Annotated in this window: 11 protein-coding genes, 4 tRNA genes and 3 rRNA genes; all 18 read right to left on the bottom strand. The window is 40.0% G+C overall.

The genetic code is table 11. The features are described from left to right. Positions 1–40 precede the first annotated feature (40 nt). The 18 genes from gshAB to A6A10_RS01410 all read right to left on the bottom strand — a co-directional run bounded on the left by gshAB (position 41) and on the right by A6A10_RS01410 (position 18,513). The gene (gene gshAB / locus A6A10_RS01495) at positions 41–2,317 is read right to left on the bottom strand and encodes a bifunctional glutamate--cysteine ligase GshA/glutathione synthetase GshB (protein ID WP_121124318.1); all 2,277 of its coding nucleotides are present in this window, start codon (positions 2,315–2,317) and stop codon (positions 41–43) included. 389 nt (positions 2,318–2,706) lie between these two features. Next, positions 2,707–2,822, bottom strand: a 5S ribosomal RNA gene (gene rrf / locus A6A10_RS01490). A gap of 219 nt (positions 2,823–3,041) precedes the next feature. After that, positions 3,042–5,943: ribosomal RNA gene (locus A6A10_RS01485) — 23S ribosomal RNA — on the bottom strand. Between the two features lie 257 nt (positions 5,944–6,200). Beyond that, positions 6,201–6,276, bottom strand: a tRNA-Glu gene (locus A6A10_RS01480). A gap of 96 nt (positions 6,277–6,372) precedes the next feature. Beyond that, a 16S ribosomal RNA gene (locus A6A10_RS01475) occupies positions 6,373–7,913 on the bottom strand. The 16S, 23S and 5S rRNA genes sit together here with 4 tRNA genes alongside, the layout of an rRNA operon. Positions 7,914–8,073: 160 nt before the next feature. Then, positions 8,074–8,150, bottom strand: a tRNA-Pro gene (locus tag A6A10_RS01470). Between the two features lie 21 nt (positions 8,151–8,171). Beyond that, positions 8,172–8,247, bottom strand: a tRNA-His gene (locus A6A10_RS01465). Between the two features lie 30 nt (positions 8,248–8,277). After that, positions 8,278–8,354, bottom strand: a tRNA-Arg gene (locus tag A6A10_RS01460). 132 nt (positions 8,355–8,486) lie between these two features. After that, on the bottom strand, positions 8,487–9,212 hold the full coding sequence (gene wecG, locus A6A10_RS01455) for a lipopolysaccharide N-acetylmannosaminouronosyltransferase (RefSeq protein WP_121124408.1): 726 nt from the start codon (positions 9,210–9,212) through the stop codon (positions 8,487–8,489). Then, entirely contained in the window at positions 9,212–10,516 is a 1,305-nt protein-coding gene (gene wzyE, locus A6A10_RS01450; protein WP_229583610.1) for an ECA oligosaccharide polymerase, read from the bottom strand. Before wzyE ends, wecG begins: the two co-directional genes overlap by 1 nt. 47 nt (positions 10,517–10,563) lie before the next feature. Beyond that, a complete protein-coding gene (locus A6A10_RS01445; protein WP_121124406.1) occupies positions 10,564–11,049 on the bottom strand; it encodes a hypothetical protein in 486 nt (161 codons plus the stop codon). Positions 11,050–11,072: 23 nt separating this feature from the next. Next, positions 11,073–12,176: a TDP-N-acetylfucosamine:lipid II N-acetylfucosaminyltransferase family protein gene (locus A6A10_RS01440; protein WP_121124404.1), complete on the bottom strand. Its 1,104-nt coding sequence runs from the start codon at positions 12,174–12,176 to the stop codon at positions 11,073–11,075. After that, entirely contained in the window at positions 12,173–13,441 is a 1,269-nt protein-coding gene (gene wzxE / locus A6A10_RS01435; protein ID WP_229583609.1) for a lipid III flippase WzxE, read from the bottom strand. The genes A6A10_RS01440 and wzxE overlap by 4 nt, the downstream gene beginning before the upstream one ends. Next, positions 13,431–14,573 carry a dTDP-4-amino-4,6-dideoxygalactose transaminase gene (rffA, locus tag A6A10_RS01430; protein WP_121124400.1) on the bottom strand — a complete coding sequence of 381 codons (1,143 nt, stop codon included), beginning with the start codon at positions 14,571–14,573 and terminating at the stop codon, positions 13,431–13,433. The genes wzxE and rffA overlap by 11 nt, the downstream gene beginning before the upstream one ends. Beyond that, positions 14,567–15,262 (bottom strand): dTDP-4-amino-4,6-dideoxy-D-galactose acyltransferase, encoded by a 696-nt coding sequence (rffC, locus tag A6A10_RS01425; RefSeq protein WP_170143771.1) that lies wholly within the window; start codon positions 15,260–15,262, stop codon positions 14,567–14,569. The genes rffA and rffC overlap by 7 nt, the downstream gene beginning before the upstream one ends. Then, the gene (gene wecC, locus A6A10_RS01420; RefSeq protein WP_121124420.1) at positions 15,259–16,539 is read right to left on the bottom strand and encodes a UDP-N-acetyl-D-mannosamine dehydrogenase; all 1,281 of its coding nucleotides are present in this window, start codon (positions 16,537–16,539) and stop codon (positions 15,259–15,261) included. Before wecC ends, rffC begins: the two co-directional genes overlap by 4 nt. 1 nt (position 16,540) lies before the next feature. Next, positions 16,541–17,680 carry a non-hydrolyzing UDP-N-acetylglucosamine 2-epimerase gene (gene wecB, locus A6A10_RS01415; RefSeq protein WP_121124397.1) on the bottom strand — a complete coding sequence of 380 codons (1,140 nt, stop codon included), beginning with the start codon at positions 17,678–17,680 and terminating at the stop codon, positions 16,541–16,543. Continuing rightward, positions 17,680–18,513 carry a hypothetical protein gene (locus A6A10_RS01410; protein WP_229583608.1) on the bottom strand — a complete coding sequence of 278 codons (834 nt, stop codon included), beginning with the start codon at positions 18,511–18,513 and terminating at the stop codon, positions 17,680–17,682. Before A6A10_RS01410 ends, wecB begins: the two co-directional genes overlap by 1 nt. Between the last annotated feature and the right edge of the window lie 6 nt (positions 18,514–18,519).

Below are 18,519 nucleotides of genomic sequence, written 5' to 3'. Positions count from 1 at the left end.
ATCATCTGACAGACTATAATCTGTCAGATGAATATCGCAATTATGCGTTGATTTCTAACTCAGGGAAGAGCATTTTAAGCACATTCTGAGTTAAACGTCGTGATTTTCCTTGATATGGGAAAATATGCATCATCATCATAGGATTGAAATTCGCTTCAATCACGCCCCAAGAGGATAACTCTTTTGTGGCTGGTTTGGTTAAATCAGGAATAATGATATCCACACCACAAACAGCTGCGCCCATCGCTTTTGCAATACCAACGGCCAGTTCTTTATAGCTAGGGTGCATTTCATCAGTCATATCAATAGAATCGCCACCTGTGCTGACATTAGAGTTAGCCCGTAACTGCACAAGTTGATCTTTAGCTAGAATACTCTCAAAAGTTAAACCTTGCTCTTTAAGTTGTAAGGCTTCAATTTCACCAAGTGCAATTTTTTTCAATGGAGTACGGCTGCCATCGCCTCGTAAAGGATCACTATTTTTGCTATTCACCAGTTCCGCAACGGTGTGAATACCGTCCCCAACGACATTCGCAGGTACACGAAGTAACACCGCTTCTGTTTTATCCCCAAGCACGAAAAAGCGATATTCCGTACCTGTTAAATAATCCTCAACCATAATCTCACGATCTTCTCTAAAGGCAATTTCAACTGCTTGAGTAAAATCCTCTTGATTCTTCACACCTTGTTGGAAAATCGTGATGCCTAAGCCATAATTGGTTGATTTAGGTTTAATCACTATCGCTCTATTTTCAAAAAGCGGATATTGACGAATCGCTTCATCAACTGAAGTAAATTCAATGCTTTGTGGCACATTGAATCCTGCTTTTTGTAGTACCTTTTTAGTGACCACCTTATTTTCCATAATCAATGGCGATATATAGCTGTCGTGAGAAGTCATATTGCCATTTTTTACGTATTCCAAATGATCGTTAAATTTCAGGCTTAAGAATTGATCATTTTCATCTAATAATTCTACATTTAACCCTGCTTTAATCGCATCAAAGAACAATGCTTGTGTGGACAATTCCATATTATCAAAAGCAGAAAGTGCATAAAAACGTGATAAAGATTGTTGTTTATATTTTTGAGCAAAATGCGCCCCTAATTTTTGGTAACTCCCTAATGCCTCGATTTCTTCAACCAATCGACCACATAATGTTTTTCTTGGATCAGCAAAAGCCAATAGTTTTTGCTGAACGATATCTTTCAATTCTGATGGCGCATTAATTTCTTCAAGCATTGCCAATAGCTGATGCAAAATTTGCTCACCTTCATCACGGAAAGCAGTTTCATCTAATGGATGCTCCCAAGCAACTTGAGCTAATCGCTCTTGCCCTACTTCGATCGCATTTTCAGCCTTATCCATCCAAATCATCAATAGTGCAAAATAATGGATAAATTTCGCATCATTTAAAGAAATACCATAAATTTCAAAGGGATTGAGATCAAACAAGCGAAACTCAAGGTATTTAATTCCTGTGGTAAGTAAATCTCTTACCTTCTTCGCTCCACGTAAGCGAACATTCGAGTAAAATTCTTTCTCCGCAATTAATTTTCCCGAATTCACCCAATGTTCTAAGGTTTCCACGTATTCTTGTAGAGAATCAAATGACACTTTAATTTCAGGATCATTCACATAACCATACTTACTAGAGCGCAAACTACGTACATAGTCTCCTTTTTTAAGCGGTGAGCCATCTTTAAAATACTTATCTTCAACAGTAGGTGTTGCACTCAATAAATATAAGAGAATCCATTGATATCTCAGGAAATTGGTAGCCATTTTCAGATATAAATTGTTCTGAAACTCTACGAAAGATTGTGAATTAGACTGGGCTTGATACAGTTTTTCAATAAAGATTGGTGATAATTGAAAATTATAGTGAATCCCACTTACCATCTGTTTATTTTTACCATACGCCTTAACTAAATGTTCTCGATAGGCTACATCCTGAAGATCATCTAATTGTGCAACTTTTATCAGTTCTTCTGGCGGTAAACCTGCTGGCATACTCAGAGGGAAGATATATTCATCTTCAGGTATTATACGTTGTACGACTTCGTGAATAGCGGATAACCATCGGTAAGTATCTTCGATTTTATTATTCGGTGGAGTGATTAACTCTAACTGACTTTCCGCAAAATCTGTTTGAATATAGGGGTGGTAGGAACGATTTCCGAATTTATGAGGATGAGGTGTCGTGACAATAGATCCATCTTTATAGACTCGCTGACTTTCTTTCTCAATTCCAAATGAGCCTTCTTGAAAGAGTAAAGATAGATTATTTTTTTTAATTATCTCTTTTATATTCACATTTATTCCTTTTCGAAACTAAAAATACCATCATGAAATATGTCTAGCATTGTACACGACTTTTCATAAATCTATAAAATTGAAATTATTTGACAATTGTATTATGAAAAGGCTCCGTTCCTAGCGTAATGCATATTTAGCAATTACCAAAGAATAAAACTCTCTTCAATATAACTGGATATGAAATGATATCATTGATTATGAAAAAAGGATTATTATGGTTTGTTATTAACCATGATAAAGGAATCTATCCTTAACCATGAAATAAACTTTATAATAAGTAATAAGCGGTTAGTTTCGTATAACATTTTGTTATTTATCAGATATTTCGAAACGCTAAAAAGCAAAAAACCGTAAGTTATCGCTAACCTACGGTTTTCCTAATAAAGCCCTGATGACGACCTACTCTCACATGGCGAATCACCACACTACCATCGGCGTGACAGCATTTTACTTCTGAGTTCGGGATGGGTTCAGGTAGTTCCACTGCACTATGACCATCAGGATAATCCTGTTGACGACTTCCGTCTTATTCTGTCTGTCTTTTTTTCTTTCTATTCTTTTCTAGGTTTTCTTTACTCTTCCTAGTCCTAAAATCTTAAAACAAGCTGTCTTTCTGTCGACTTCCTTTTACTTCTTTCAGTCTGTGTATCTTTTCTTAGTAAACTTCTACACGCTCTTATGTTTTCTCCATAGTTTTTTTCGAAAAAACACTTGAGGTTGTATGGTTAAGCCTCTCGGGCAATTAGTATGTGTTAGCTCAACGTCTCACAACGCTTACACACCACACCTATCTACGTCGTAGTCTCCAACAACCCTTACTAACTTATAGTTAGGGAGAACTCATCTCTTGGCAAGTTTCGTGCTTAGATGCTTTCAGCACTTATCTCTTCCACATGTAGCTACCCAGCAGTGCCTCTGGCGAGACAACTGGAACACCAGTGATGTGTCCACTCCGGTCCTCTCGTACTAGGAGCAGCCCCAATCAATTCTCCAACGCCCACGGCAGATAGGGACCGAACTGTCTCACGACGTTCTAAACCCAGCTCGCGTACCACTTTAAATGGCGAACAGCCATACCCTTGGGACCTACTTCAGCCCCAGGATGTGATGAGCCGACATCGAGGTGCCAAACACCGCCGTCGATATGAACTCTTGGGCGGTATCAGCCTGTTATCCCCGGAGTACCTTTTATCCGTTGAGCGATGGCCCTTCCATTCAGAACCACCGGATCACTATGACCTGCTTTCGCACCTGCTCGACTTGTCTGTCTCGCAGTTAAGCTTGCTTATACCATTGCACTAACCTCACGATGTCCGACCGTGATTAGCAAACCTTCGTGCTCCTCCGTTACTCTTTGGGAGGAGACCGCCCCAGTCAAACTACCCACCAGACACTGTCCGAGACCACGTTCCGCAGTCTTCGTTAGAACATCAAACGTTAAAGGGTGGTATTTCAAGGACGCCTCCATAGAAACTAGCGTTCCTACTTCATAGGCTCCCACCTATCCTACACATCAAAATTCAATGTTCAGTGTCAAGCTATAGTAAAGGTTCACGGGGTCTTTCCGTCTAGCCGCGGGTACACCGCATCTTCACGGCGATTTCAATTTCACTGAGTCTCGGGTGGAGACAGCCTGGCCATCATTATGCCATTCGTGCAGGTCGGAACTTACCCGACAAGGAATTTCGCTACCTTAGGACCGTTATAGTTACGGCCGCCGTTTACTGGGGCTTCGATCAGGAGCTTCTCTTTCGATAACACCATCAATTAACCTTCCAGCACCGGGCAGGCATCACACCCTATACGTCCACTTTCGTGTTTGCAGAGTGCTGTGTTTTTAATAAACAGTTGCAGCCAGCTGGTATCTTCGACCGGTTCAACCTTCAGGGGCAAGCCCTTACAATCTACGCCGGCGCACCTTCTCCCGAAGTTACGGTGCTATTTTGCCTAGTTCCTTCACCCGAGTTCTCTCAAGCGCCTGAGTATTCTCTACCTGACCACCTGTGTCGGTTTTCAGTACGGTTTATTATAAGCTAGAGCTTAGTGGCTTTTCCTGGAAGCGTGGTATCAGTTACTTCGACTCCGTAGAGTCTCGTCATCACTTCTCGGTGTTTAATAAGAGACCGGATTTGCCTAGTCTCTCCACCTAACGGCTTAAACAGGGATATCCAACACCCTGATAACCTAACCTTCTCCGTCCCCACATCGCACTTATAACAAGTACGGGAATATTAACCCGTTTCCCATCGATTACGCTTTTCAGCCTCACCTTAGGGGCCGACTCACCCTGCCCCGATTAACGTTGGACAGGAACCCTTGGTCTTCCGGCGAACGAGTTTTTCACTCGTTTTATCGTTACTTATGTCAGCATTCGCACTCGTGATACGTCCAGCAAACCTCTCGATTCACCTTCATCCGCTTACACGACGCTCCCCTACCCAACAGAATAAATTCTGATGCCGCAGCTTCGGTACTATATTTTAGCCCCGTTACATCTTCCGCGCAGGCCGACTCGACTAGTGAGCTATTACGCTTTCTTTAAATGATGGCTGCTTCTAAGCCAACATCCTAGCTGTCTAAGCCTTCCCACTTCGTTTCCCACTTAATATAGATTTTGGGACCTTAGCTGGCGGTCTGGGTTGTTTCCCTCTTCACGATGAACGTTAGCACCCACCGTGTGTCTCCTGAGTATCACTCTTCGGTATTCGCAGTTTGCATCGAGTTGGTAAGCCGGGATGGCCCCCTAGTCGAAACAGTGCTCTACCCCCGAAGGTGTCCGCTCAAGGCTCTACCTAAATAGATTTCGGGGAGAACCAGCTATCTCCCGGTTTGATTGGCCTTTCACCCCCAGCCACAGGTCATCCGCTAATTTTTCAACATTAGTCGGTTCGGTCCTCCAGTTAGTGTTACCCAACCTTCAACCTGCCCATGGCTAGATCACCGGGTTTCGGGTCTATACCTTGCAACTACTCGCCCAGTTAAGACTCGGTTTCCCTACGGCTCCCTTATTCAGTTAACCTTGCTACAAAATATAAGTCGCTGACCCATTATACAAAAGGTACGCAGTCACAAGATAAACTTGCTCCCACTGCTTGTACGTACACGGTTTCAGGTTCTATTTCACTCCCCTCACTGGGGTTCTTTTCGCCTTTCCTTCACAGTACTGGTTCACTATCGGTCAATCAGGAGTATTTAGCCTTGGAGGATGGTCCCCCCATCTTCAAACAGGATTTCTCGTGTCCCGCCCTACTTTTCGTTAGCTTAGTACCATGGCCTGGTCTTCGGATACGGGGCTATCACCCTGTGTCGCTGAGCTTCCCAACTCATTCTCCTAACTCTGCCACTATCACTAACTGGCTTCTCCGCTTTCGCTCGCCGCTACTCACAGAATCTCGGTTGATTTCTTTTCCTCGGGGTACTTAGATGTTTCAGTTCTCCCGGTTTGCCTTACTGAGCTATGTATTCACTCAGTAATAATAGGTTCTTCACCTATTGGGTTTCCCCATTCGGATATCTTGGATTAAACGCCTCTTATCGACTCATCCAAGCTTTTCGCAGATTAGCACGTCCTTCTTCGCCTCTGATTGCCTAGGCATCCACCGTGTACGCTTAGTCACTTAACCATACAACCTCAAGTATTTTTAAATCAATTTAATCATTAATATTAAATAATAATTAAATAACAATAAAAAACTCAAAGCTTATGCAAGTCTACTAATACTTGCCTGCTTTTGTTCAGACAAGATTTTATTCTTACTCAGACTTCTTCTTATCCTCTCGGACTTGAAAGTCTCTTCAGTTTTTCAGCTTGTTTCTCAATTTTTAAAGAACAATTAAGATAAATTCTTATTCATCTCTCGACAAAAAAGCCATCTTTAAATGGCGTCCCCAAGGGGATTCGAACCCCTGTTACCGCCGTGAAAGGGCGATGTCCTAGGCCTCTAGACGATGGGGACAACATTTAAAGATGTCTTCCGTTAAAAAACGTCTTTTGTCTTTTTACTACTACATCAAACAATCTGTGTGAACACTCGCTATGTCGATTTCTTTGGTAAGGAGGTGATCCAACCGCAGGTTCCCCTACGGTTACCTTGTTACGACTTCACCCCAGTCATGAATCATACCGTGGTAAACGCCCCCCCGAAGGTTAAGCTATCTACTTCTGGTACAACCCACTCCCATGGTGTGACGGGCGGTGTGTACAAGGCCCGGGAACGTATTCACCGCGACATTCTGATTCGCGATTACTAGCGATTCCGACTTCATGGAGTCGAGTTGCAGACTCCAATCCGGACTTAGACGTACTTTCTGAGATTCGCTCCATATCGCTATATCGCTTCCCTCTGTATACGCCATTGTAGCACGTGTGTAGCCCTACTCGTAAGGGCCATGATGACTTGACGTCATCCCCACCTTCCTCCAGTTTATCACTGGCAGTCTCCTTTGAGTTCTCAGCATTACCTGCTAGCAACAAAGGATAAGGGTTGCGCTCGTTGCGGGACTTAACCCAACATTTCACAACACGAGCTGACGACAGCCATGCAGCACCTGTCTCATAGTTCCCGAAGGCACAAACACATCTCTGCGTTCTTCTATGGATGTCAAGAGTAGGTAAGGTTCTTCGCGTTGCATCGAATTAAACCACATGCTCCACCGCTTGTGCGGGCCCCCGTCAATTCATTTGAGTTTTAACCTTGCGGCCGTACTCCCCAGGCGGTCGATTTATCACGTTAGCTACGGGCACCAAGCTTATAGCCCAATCCCCAAATCGACATCGTTTACGGCGTGGACTACCAGGGTATCTAATCCTGTTTGCTCCCCACGCTTTCGTACTTGAGCGTCAGTATATTCCCAAGGGGCTGCCTTCGCCTTCGGTATTCCTCCACATCTCTACGCATTTCACCGCTACACGTGGAATTCTACCCCTCCCTAAAATACTCTAGCGACCCAGTATGAAGTGCAATTCCTAGGTTGAGCCCAGGGATTTCACACCTCACTTAAGTCACCGCCTGCGTACCCTTTACGCCCAGTCATTCCGATTAACGCTCGCACCCTCCGTATTACCGCGGCTGCTGGCACGGAGTTAGCCGGTGCTTCTTCTGTGACTAACGTCAATCTACTGTTCTATTAAAACAATAGCCTTCCTCATCACCGAAAGAACTTTACAACCCGAAGGCCTTCTTCATTCACGCGGCATGGCTGCATCAGGGTTCCCCCCATTGTGCAATATTCCCCACTGCTGCCTCCCGTAGGAGTCTGGACCGTGTCTCAGTTCCAGTGTGGCTGGTCATCCTCTCAGACCAGCTAGAGATCGTCGGCTTGGTAGGCCTTTACCCCACCAACTACCTAATCCCACTTGGGCTCATCTTATGGCATGTGGCCTTGCGGTCCCACACTTTAATCCGTAGATATTACGCGGTATTAGCTACAGTTTCCCGTAGTTATCCCCCTCCATAAGCCAGATTCCCAAGCATTACTCACCCGTCCGCCACTCGTCAGCAGAAAAGCAAGCTTTTCCCTGTTACCGTTCGACTTGCATGTGTTAAGCCTGCCGCCAGCGTTCAATCTGAGCCATGATCAAACTCTTCAATTAAAAGTTCAATCGCTCAATAACTGTTTTCTAGCTTTATTATTCTTTATGAATTTTCAAGTTATAGACACTTATTAAGACTTCAAAATTAAATTATTTTAAAATCAATCATCAACAAGTGCCCACACAGATTGTCTGATATGTTGTTAAAGAGCAAAAAAATTGGTCGGCGAGATAGGATTTGAACCTACGACCCACTGGTCCCAAACCAGTTGCGCTACCAAGCTGCGCTACTCGCCGATAAATTTACATTTCTGTAAATGGGGTGGCTAATGGGATTCGAACCCACGACAACTGGAATCACAATCCAGGGCTCTACCAACTGAGCTATAGCCACCATTGTTTTCATTGGACTAACATCGTACTCTGGCGCGCTCGACAAGATTCGAACTTGCGACCTTTGGCTCCGGAGGCCAACGCTCTATCCAACTGAGCTACGAACGCGTTTTAGTAGTGCGCCGCAACGGAGGCGTATAATAGTGATTTCGCACCTCGTTGTCTAGCACTTTTTGAAAAAATATTTTCGCTTGCTTTTAATTTATGCAGCTCGTTGATTAATTATCTGATTCGTTTAATTTATAATCTATTTAACCAGTAATAACAAGCATATTTTGCTAACCTTAATTGTCTCCTCCAACGAGTTGGCTGTGATAATAAGCGATATAGCCATTCTAAACCTAACTTTTGCCAAAATTGGGGAGCTCGTTTCACTTTACCAGTGAATACATCGTAAGTTCCCCCCACTCCCATATAAAGTGCGTCAGGATAAATGGATTGTGCTTTTTGAATAAATAGTTCTTGTTTAGGCGAGCCTAAGGCAACCGTAACTAATTTAGCCCCACTTTGTGCAATGCGTTGAATAATTTCCTCTTCACTCTCTCTATCAAAATAGCCATCTTGAGTACCCACTACATTAACACCCATTTCTACCAATTTGTCATTTGTTTCAGCTAAAGTGACCGCTTGTGCTCCAACTAAAAACACTGGCATATTAAGCTGACTCGCTTTTTTCATCAATCCTACCCATAAATCTGCACCGGCTATACGCTGAATATCTGTGTACTCTGGATATTTCTTCTTTATAGATAAAACAATACTGATTCCATCTGCATAGTTATATTCTGCATTGTGCAAGACATCTCGAATAATCGGATCAGATTCACTGATAATCACTTTCTCAGCATTAATAGCAATCAGTATTCCTCTTTTGATTTCATCTCCATCACCAAGCAAATATTCAATCAGCGTTTGTTGATGAGGAGCCACTAATATATCAATCCCTCGAATCTGCACTTTATTCACTAGAGTTCTCCTTTATTTGAGTGTATTAAAAACTGGATAAATCTCGCACTCATCCAACATACCCAAAATACAAAGCTGAAAAAGAAAAAACGCGACACAAATGCATCTGAGCCTTCTCTAACTAAAATAATGAGATTAAAAATATTGGCTAAACAATATGCCTGTAAGATTGCGGAATAAGATCGATTACCTTGTAAACGAGCATAGTCAAAAATATTATCGCCTAGTTTGATCAAAATACCCGTTAGCCCCATCCCAATAATAATCATTGGTATCCCTCCCATTAAATAAAAAGAACCTAATATAGTGGGAGAAATAGCCAAGCCTGATTGATTACCCAAAATCACTTTAGTGAAATAATTCGCTGTATTCCAAGCAATATCTGGTCTATCTGGCCAGATACTTTGAGGTATATAGACATAAAAATCACGTACAATCGGCATTAACCCTTGAAACTCAACATCACTCGATAAAATTCGTGAGAGATTTTCCCACGGCGAAAATGTATCCCGTGTTAAGTAGAGGAACGTAAACCACATCTGTTCGCCTTGCACATCTAAGTTATAGCGGAATAAAGCGAGATAAAACATACCTAGCACCATTGCACTACCCGCAACAAATATCCAAGTAACAGACAGGTAGCGATGATACAAACCTAACAACAAGAAAAGGGTCACAACTAATGCGATATTAGCTCGTGTTCCACCAACGGCTAAATAGGTCAAAACCCCGAAACTGACACCAACAATTAAAAAGGACCACCATGCTTTTTTCGTTTTACTACAGAAATAGAAAATCAGTAACGCAGGGAGAAAGAAATAGAAAAAGCGTTTTAATGCTATACCTTGAACTAAATTAGAAAAAATTTGGCTATATTTTTCTAATCGAAAAAGTAAAAAGCCATTAAGAAATAAGAAATACCCAACACTGACAATCGCAATGAAAAATAATAAATAAGCGGTCAGTTTAGCTTCGAATTTTGCATTATTTGAGGGTAAAGCAATTTCCTTTTTGTAATTATCATAGCGACTCAATCCCCAATGATAGCTAACAAAGTAAATAAGATAGCCACATAATGCATACAATAAAGTGAGAAAGAGTGTATGCTTATCGGCTAATGCTACGCCAAATTTCCAATTCAAAATCAGTGAAAATGGAAAACCAAGAAAGAAAGTAATTAAGTAAATCAGGCTAAATAATAAATGTAATGAAAAAGGTTTAGTATGATAAGAACGATAAATTATCGTCCCTATCAATAAAATAGCGAGGAGATAAAAAACACTCAACAACATAAATTCAGGCATTTATAGTAATTCACTTATGACTGGATAAAGGCGATTATAGCAAGACATTACTGTGGCAAGCCAAAACGTTGTACAAGTGTTCTGAATAAAGCTGAGCTTTTTTGTTCTTCTGCATCAAACTCCTTCTCTAAAGCTGCTAATTTTGGATCAGATTCCGCCCCTTTTTTTGCGAGTAATGGCATCATTTGTTTAGATAACGTTAGCATATGTAACGTCATATCTTTAAGTTGTTTAACTTCAACGTGACGAATATTCAACGCTTTGAGCGTACTAATATTATTATCCAATTGACGATTCATTGCTAAAGATAGCGTTTCTTTTACTTCTGGGGAAGGTTCTCCTTTTGCTGGAGCGCTCATAACTTGATCATCCAAAACAGTCGCAAGCGAAACTTCCATTCTATCCATCCATTTCGCATATTGATAAAAATCTTCTCGACCAATATTAGGATCTGTTACTGTTGTGCTACAAGCAATGAGTGCCAATGCAAAAAATAAAAGTGAAATCGGTTTAAAAAGTGATTTAAAGTGCATAATTATCCTTAAGTAAAAAATGTTTATCCCAACTCTGCTAAATTATGAAGCCAATGAGTCAAATAATTTGATGGGAAAAATGGAATACGTGTTTTATCTATATTGGCTAAGTCTTGTCGTTTCTTTTCGATCAATTCGACACTAAAATGATCTGTGGTTAAAAATGAAATACCGCTTGCTTGCATATCCTCCAAAAATGGATTTTGAGGATCAAGAACTACAGGGATATTTTCCTGAATTAACAAGCAAATTGTACCGATGCCTTGTTGCCGTTTAAAATTAAAATAACCTAGATCGCATTTTGCTAAAAGTGATAGATAATCGTTAAAATCCATTTTCTCTTTAATTATATCTACAACACCCAACGGGAAAAGTTCATTTGCGGTTTGCTCCACTAATTCAATATATCGATGATTATTAGCGGGATAGCCCATCGGTAGAATCAATTTAATTTGCTCGCCCAATCCCAATGATTGTTTAATTTGCCGTAAGGCTAAAATATGCTGATTTGAACTATCACCCGAATTACCCACTAAGATAGTGAGTTTTCTATCACGCTTAGCTGATTGTTCACAAGGTAATATTGTTGATGGCAACGTTTCTGAAGGTAAACGAGTAGGGAAATAAACTAAACGATCTAATTCTGTATTTCGCTTTAAATTTTGGTGGGCATACTTCAAATCCCCTAATGTCCCCCAAATTCGAAATAACTGCTTTTGAGCGAAACGACGCAAAGGATAAAATAGCTTAAACTGCCATTGAGTAGATTCTTCATACAAATCAGCCCCCCAAATATGCCAAATGCAACGATCAGATGGTAACTGCTTAAACAAAATAGCGAGCCAAATCCAATGATTAAATTGTCCGTGAAATAAGAAATAACAATCTTGTTCACTTTTAGCTAACTGTATCAATTCGTTAGCAATCTGCTTTTTAGTCGAAAAATATTTCAACGCTAAATGAGGATAATCTGTTTGTAATGAACTTTCCCCAACCACCCAAAACTGATGATTTTTGGACTCCTCTTTAGGTAAGAATTTAGGTAATAATTCATTTTGGAAAAAACCTAAAACAGTCTGATTATGGTGTGGAATATTTGAACCTAAAATATGATAAATCATTGTCATACTGTTTCACTCCCCACATTTCCTCTCCGTTGATACACATAAAAGCCTACACAACAACAGACAAAATAGCAAAAATAGGTTAAGCCGTAAGCTTGTGTTGCCCCTAATTCTGCCCCATTTGGAATAAAGAAATAGCCAAACAATAATAATAACGCCAATTGAAAAATTTCCGCCAACACATAAAGTTTTAGTGCAGTTTTAGCCACAATTAAATAACCAAAGATATAGCTTAACACCTTAAAAAAATCGCCCACTAATTGCCAACTAAACAAACTTTCAATCGATGAAAACTCGGCAGAATAGAGTAATAAAATAATCCACGATCTACATACATAAATCAGTATTGATAAACCAATCATTGCAATACTGACTTTCACTAACATACTTTTTACTTGCTGTTTAATTACCTTTTTGGTTTTTGATTTAGCAAATATAGGTAGCAAGTAAACCGAAAAAATGGCAGTAATAAATTGTAAATAGGCATCGGAAATTTTTGTCATTCCTTGCCACAAACCGACCGCTTGTAAGGAATGATATTGGAAAAGTAAATCACGCAAGAAGAAGTAAGCTAAGGGAATAGTAATCGCAGTAATCAGCACCATTACGCTATATTTTAGTAATTGTTTCGCTAAAGAAATAGAGAAAGAATGGGGCAATAATTGCTTAAAGATAGGTTTTAAAAAAACACCAGCAGGGATTGCAACAAACAAAGGAACAACTGCAAGCCCAATTACCGCACTGTTATAATTTCCCCAAAACAGTAACCCAAGGAAAAGCACCAAGCCTAAAACAGCACTAATAATGAGACTAACTGCATTACCTTTCGCATCTTGAAAGCCTTTTAAAATTGCGGAAAAGTAGTAGCCAATAGCGAGTACGATTTGAATAATGGCAATATAGAGAATAACGATTTGATATTCATCCGAATAAAAAAGCCATTGGCTAATTTCACTAGCAAAAATCGTTAAGACAACCAGTAAAAAAATTGAAAATGACAGAATGATCCAACTTGCAGTAGAAAGGGTTTCCGATAGTTTTTGGGGATTATTCTCGAAAGATGCGACAAATTTTGTAACCCCATTAAAAATCCCCGCCCCCGATAACACACCCAGAACTGTTAAAAACGTCATAAAATTAGCAGCTAAACCTAACCCTTCTGTACCAAATTTCAGCGTAAATAGCTTAATCATCGCAAGCCCAACAACCATTTTGATTGCCGTTGCACTGAATATCCAAAGGGTTGTATTCGCTAACTTATTCATCATTTAATATGGATAACGTCGTGTTGATGATCTTTGCTAATTCATCATCTGTCATATTATAAAATAGCGGTAATCGAACTAATCTCTCGCTTTCTAAAGAAGTAAATATATCCTCACTATTAAAATCACCGAACTTTTCTCCCGCAGGGCTAGAATGTAATGGAATATAGTGAAATACAGTCAAAATACCCTGCTCTTTCATTTTCTGAATAAAAGTTGCTCGATCTTGCGTATTTCGTAATTTCAAAAAGAAAAGATGGGCATTATGCTCACACTGATTTGGAATATGCGGAATTTCTACACGCCCTTTATTAGCTACAGACAAAAAGGCATTGTAATAGCGATTCCAAATGGCTAAACGCTTTTGATTAATTTTTTCAGCTTGAAGCAATTGAGCGTAAAGGTAAGCCGCTTGTAATTCTGACATTAGAAAACTTGAGCCAATATCACGCCAAGTGTATTTATCCACTTGCCCGCGGAAAAACTGGTGGCGATTCGTGCCTTTTTCTCGGATGATTTCGGCTCGTTCCACTAGCTCTCGCTGATTAATTAAAATCGCACCGCCCTCTCCGCCAGAGGTATAATTTTTGGTTTCGTGAAAACTATAACACCCGATATGTCCGATCGTGCCGAGTTTTCGTTTATTATAACTTGCCATTACCCCTTGAGCCGCATCTTCAATGACCCAAAGATTATGTCGTTGAGCAATCGCCATAATCGTATCCATTTCACAAGCAACCCCTGCATAATGAACAGGGACAATCGCTTTTGTGTTTGATGTAATTGCTTGCTCAATTTTCGTTTCATCAATATTCATCGTATCAGGACGAACATCAACAAAGACAATCTTTGCCCCTCGCAACACAAAAGCATTCGCCGTGGAAACAAAGGTATAACTTGGCATAATCACTTCATCGCCCGCTTGAATATCGAGCAAAATTGCTGCCATTTCTAAAGCTGCGGTACAAGATGGGGTAAGTAATACCTTTAACGAGCCGAATTGCTGTTCAAACCATTGCTCACATAATCGGGTAAATTGACCATCACCCGATAATTTATCGGTTTGCATTGCTTGCTGAATATAATCCAACTCTGTTCCCACGATAGGCGGTTTATTAAAAGGAATTGTTAGCATTGTCGATAAAACCAATAATGTGTTTGTGTGATTTTTGCCTGAAAGGATTGATAAAGTTGGATGCCTGCAAGGTTACTCAATTGTGTCACAATTTTTAGCTGTGTTGCTTGCTGAGCAATCGCCCAACTTATCGATTGTTGCATTAATTTTTTACCTATGCCTTTTCCTCGACAATGAGCATTCACGGCTAATAATCCGATTTGGGCTGTTTGTTCTCTAATCCGTAAACTCACTCCGCCGATTATGTTTTGCTTTTCATCTCTTTCAACTAAACACAGATCATCAAATTCTCCTGAGAGCGAATTCCTTATCCATTGATGATAAAAGCGTTGATTTTCTTCTTCTAAAAAATAAGGCGGACGAAAACGGCTATGGGGGAAAGCAGTCGAAAATAATGGAGAAAGGCTTGCCAGATCTTGTGGTTCAGCTCGATAACAAGCGGTAAGATCACCACGATAATTTGCAAGATCTAACGAAAATTCAACACTCCCCTCGACTAATTCAAATTCATTTTGTTGTAACCAGTCTATTTGGTCTATCGTATCAGTGGATACTTTTGCAGTAATTAGATCATAATCTTGAGCAGAAAATATTGCATCCATCACAGCAGAACGGTCGAAAACCACTGTTCCGATCTTACGTTTAAAGAATTGAGATTCCCATTCGTTCAAGCTAATTATTGGATTCATTTGTTTGACCATACTCCTCGAGTATCAACAATCCATTGTTGTGTTAATTGTTCTCTTGTAACTGACTTAAATTCCGAGTGATCAACCAATAATACCAAAATATCTGCATCCAAAAGCGCCTGTTTAAAATCCACAAATTGCACTTTCTGCTTTAGGGTTGCGGGCAATTGCTGAACATGAGGCTCTACCGCCAAAATCGTTCCCGTATGCCATTCTGCTAATTGTTCTGTAATCGCTAAAGCGGGACTTTCTCTCAAATCGTCCACATCTGCTTTAAATGCTAAACCCAAGCAAGCAATTTTGATTTCACTCGGTTTCGTATTGCGACTGACAACACAATCCGCCAAAGCGGTTTTTACTTTTTCAATCACCCATTGTGGCTTATTATCATTCACTGCCCTTGCCATTTTAATCAGTTGAGCTTGCTCTGGTGCTTGCGCCACAATAAACCACGGATCCACGGCAATGCAATGTCCGCCTACACCCGCTCCCGGTTGTAAAATATTGACTCGAGGATGACGATTCGCTAAACGAATTAATTCCCACACATTGATCCCTAGCCGATCACAAATCAGCGATAATTCATTGGCAAAAGCAATATTCACATCACGAAAACTATTTTCTGTCAGCTTACACATTTCTGCGGTACGAGCATCCGTTGTAACACATTCCCCTTTTACAAAAAGTTGATACAAACTGACCGCTTGTTGAGTACATTCAGGTGTTAATCCGCCGATAATGCGATCATTCTCAAACAGCTCGGTCATAATCTTTCCCGGTAACACTCTTTCAGGACAATGGGCAATGTGAATATCGACGGCTTGTTCAGTATTTTGGGTCGAAGCAGGGAAAGCTAAATCTGGACGTAAATCTTGCAACCAGTGAGCAATTTTTTCCGTTGTACCTACGGGGGAAGTGGATTCTAAAACAACTAAATTTCCCTTTTTGAGTAAAGGGGCTATCGACTGAATAGCTGATTGAATATAACTTAAATCAGGTTGACGCTGAGAATCAAAAGGGGTGGGTACAGCAATAATAAAAGCATCAGATTCTTGAACATTTGTCGTTGCAAAAAATGACTGTGATCGAACCGCTTGTTGTACCATTTCTGGCAATTTAGGTTCTTCAATATGCACTCTGCCTTGGTTTAACTCATCCACAATATAGTGATTAATATCGACACCAATCACTTTTTTGCCTGACTGAGTAAACGCTATTGAAGTAGGCAAGCCAATATAGCCTAGTCCAATCACTGAAATCGTATTAAATGCTGACATATTATTTACTAAATAACCCTCTAATAATTTCCACAATTCGCTGAGCTGCTTGCCCATCACCATAAGGATTATTCGCTTGGCTCATTGATTGATACACTTCGCCATTGTCTAATAATAGGTTTACTGCACGAATAATTTCATCAGTATCAGTACCGACAAGTTTTACCGTTCCTATTTCTATCGCCTCAGGTCTTTCGGTCGTTTCTCGCATGACTAATACGGGTTTACCTAAAGATGGTGCTTCTTCTTGAATCCCGCCTGAGTCTGTTAAAATCAGGTAAGCTTTATTCATCAGGTAGGTAAAAGCAAGGTATCCTTGCGGTTCAATTAAAAACACATTATCAATGTTGGATAATAAACGTTTAACAGGCTCTAGCACATTTGGGTTCAAATGAACGGGATAAACAATTTGTACATCAGGATGATCTTTCGCAATCTTAGCTAAAGCTAAACAAATCTGCTCAAAACCTTGTCCAAAACTTTCCCGACGATGCCCAGTCACTAAAATTATTCGTTTATTTTCATCTAAAAACGAATAGTGTCCTGCTAATTTTTGTGCAAGCGGTTCGTTATCTTGGATTTTTTGTAAAACAGAAAACAAAGCATCAATCACAGTATTGCCTGTTACCCAAATATTATCTTCGACTCTTCCTTCTGCAAGTAAATTCTGTTTTGCACTCTCTGTTGGAGCAAAATGGTATTTGGCTAATACACTTGTTAAACGGCGATTGGCCTCTTCTGGATACGGGGAATATAAATCCCCTGTGCGTAATCCCGCCTCAATATGACCAACGGGAATTTGTTGATAATAACAGGCTAAGGTTGTAGCAAAAGTTGTGGTGGTATCACCATGAACCAAAACTAAATCTGGATTAAATTCAGTTAACACAATTTTCAAATCACATAAAATCTGGGCAGTAATATCAGATAGATCCTGTCCTTTTTTCATAATGTCTAGATCAAAGTCTGGGGAAAGCTCAAATAAGCTTAATACTTGATCCAACATTTGGCGATGTTGTCCAGTAACACAGATTTTTGTTTCAAATCCATCATATTGCCTGAGCAGTTTTGCTACGGGTGCCATCTTTATTGCTTCTGGCCGAGTCCCAAAAACAATTAGAACTCTAATTTTATGATTCATTAACGTTGACGAAAAAAACTAGAAATGGAAATAACAAATAACCCAAATAATAATCCACCTAATGCCCCAATTATAGCCCATAACAGTTTATCTGGTGAATAAGGAGAAGAAGGTGTCATTGGACTTTGTACAAAACGATACGGCACCAATTGATCATCAAGAGGTTGGACTGAACGCATCAACGTTAATTTACCAGACCAATCTTGTTGAGCCACTTGAGTTCCTTGTTGAATTGGCCCTAAATTTGTCTCTGAAGCCAGTTTCACTTGTTGGAATAATACTCGCCATTTTGCAATTAATTCTCCATTTAACACAGAACGAGTTTGAATTGTCACAAATTGGATGTATTCATTTAATATTTGGAATGCTAGTTCAGCATCATCAAATAAGAAAGATACGGTATTCTCTTTTTCTTTAAATTGAAACTTACCGATCAACTCTTGTGCCATTGCTTCAATTGAGGCCTTATGATCTTTAGCTAACTTATTCACACTCTCATTTTGAAGTAAAAATTGTTGCAAAATATCAGATGAAGTTAAGCTACGCTTAAACTCGCTATAACTTTCATCACCCAGCATCTTATCAACTAATTCCAAACTAACTGAACTTCCTTGCAACAATAAATAAGTACTTGCTAAATCATAATAATTGCCCAAATTTACCACTTTAGGTGGCTCAAATTTAGCTGTTACTTTCCATTGAACTGGTTGAGTTGCTGCAATTCCCCAACCAATGCCGCCACCAATGATGATGAATAAGATCAGTAAAAATAAACTACGAAAAAAAATAGCGACTCTACTTCTCGGTTGATGTGTTGTTTGTTGCTCTGTCATAAATCA

This window comes from Otariodibacter oris (genome assembly GCF_009684715.1).
In the GTDB taxonomy this organism is placed as follows: Bacteria; Pseudomonadota; Gammaproteobacteria; order Enterobacterales; family Pasteurellaceae; genus Otariodibacter; species Otariodibacter oris.
The sequence above is the reverse complement of the archived record's forward strand: the minus strand, read 5'-3'. Positions and strand labels throughout refer to the sequence as shown.

Coding starts and splice junctions, on each gene's coding strand:
- wzyE (WP_229583610.1), bottom strand. CDS start 10,516: ATGCCTGAATTTATGTTGTTGAGTGTTTTTTATCTCCTCGCTATTTTA.
- A6A10_RS01445 (WP_121124406.1), bottom strand. CDS start 11,049: ATGCACTTTAAATCACTTTTTAAACCGATTTCACTTTTATTTTTTGCA.
- A6A10_RS01440 (WP_121124404.1), bottom strand. CDS start 12,176: ATGACAATGATTTATCATATTTTAGGTTCAAATATTCCACACCATAAT.
- wzxE (WP_229583609.1), bottom strand. CDS start 13,441: ATGATGAATAAGTTAGCGAATACAACCCTTTGGATATTCAGTGCAACG.
- rffA (WP_121124400.1), bottom strand. CDS start 14,573: ATGCTAACAATTCCTTTTAATAAACCGCCTATCGTGGGAACAGAGTTG.
- rffC (WP_170143771.1), bottom strand. CDS start 15,262: ATGAATCCAATAATTAGCTTGAACGAATGGGAATCTCAATTCTTTAAA.
- wecC (WP_121124420.1), bottom strand. CDS start 16,539: ATGTCAGCATTTAATACGATTTCAGTGATTGGACTAGGCTATATTGGC.
- wecB (WP_121124397.1), bottom strand. CDS start 17,680: ATGAATCATAAAATTAGAGTTCTAATTGTTTTTGGGACTCGGCCAGAA.
- A6A10_RS01410 (WP_229583608.1), bottom strand. CDS start 18,513: ATGACAGAGCAACAAACAACACATCAACCGAGAAGTAGAGTCGCTATT.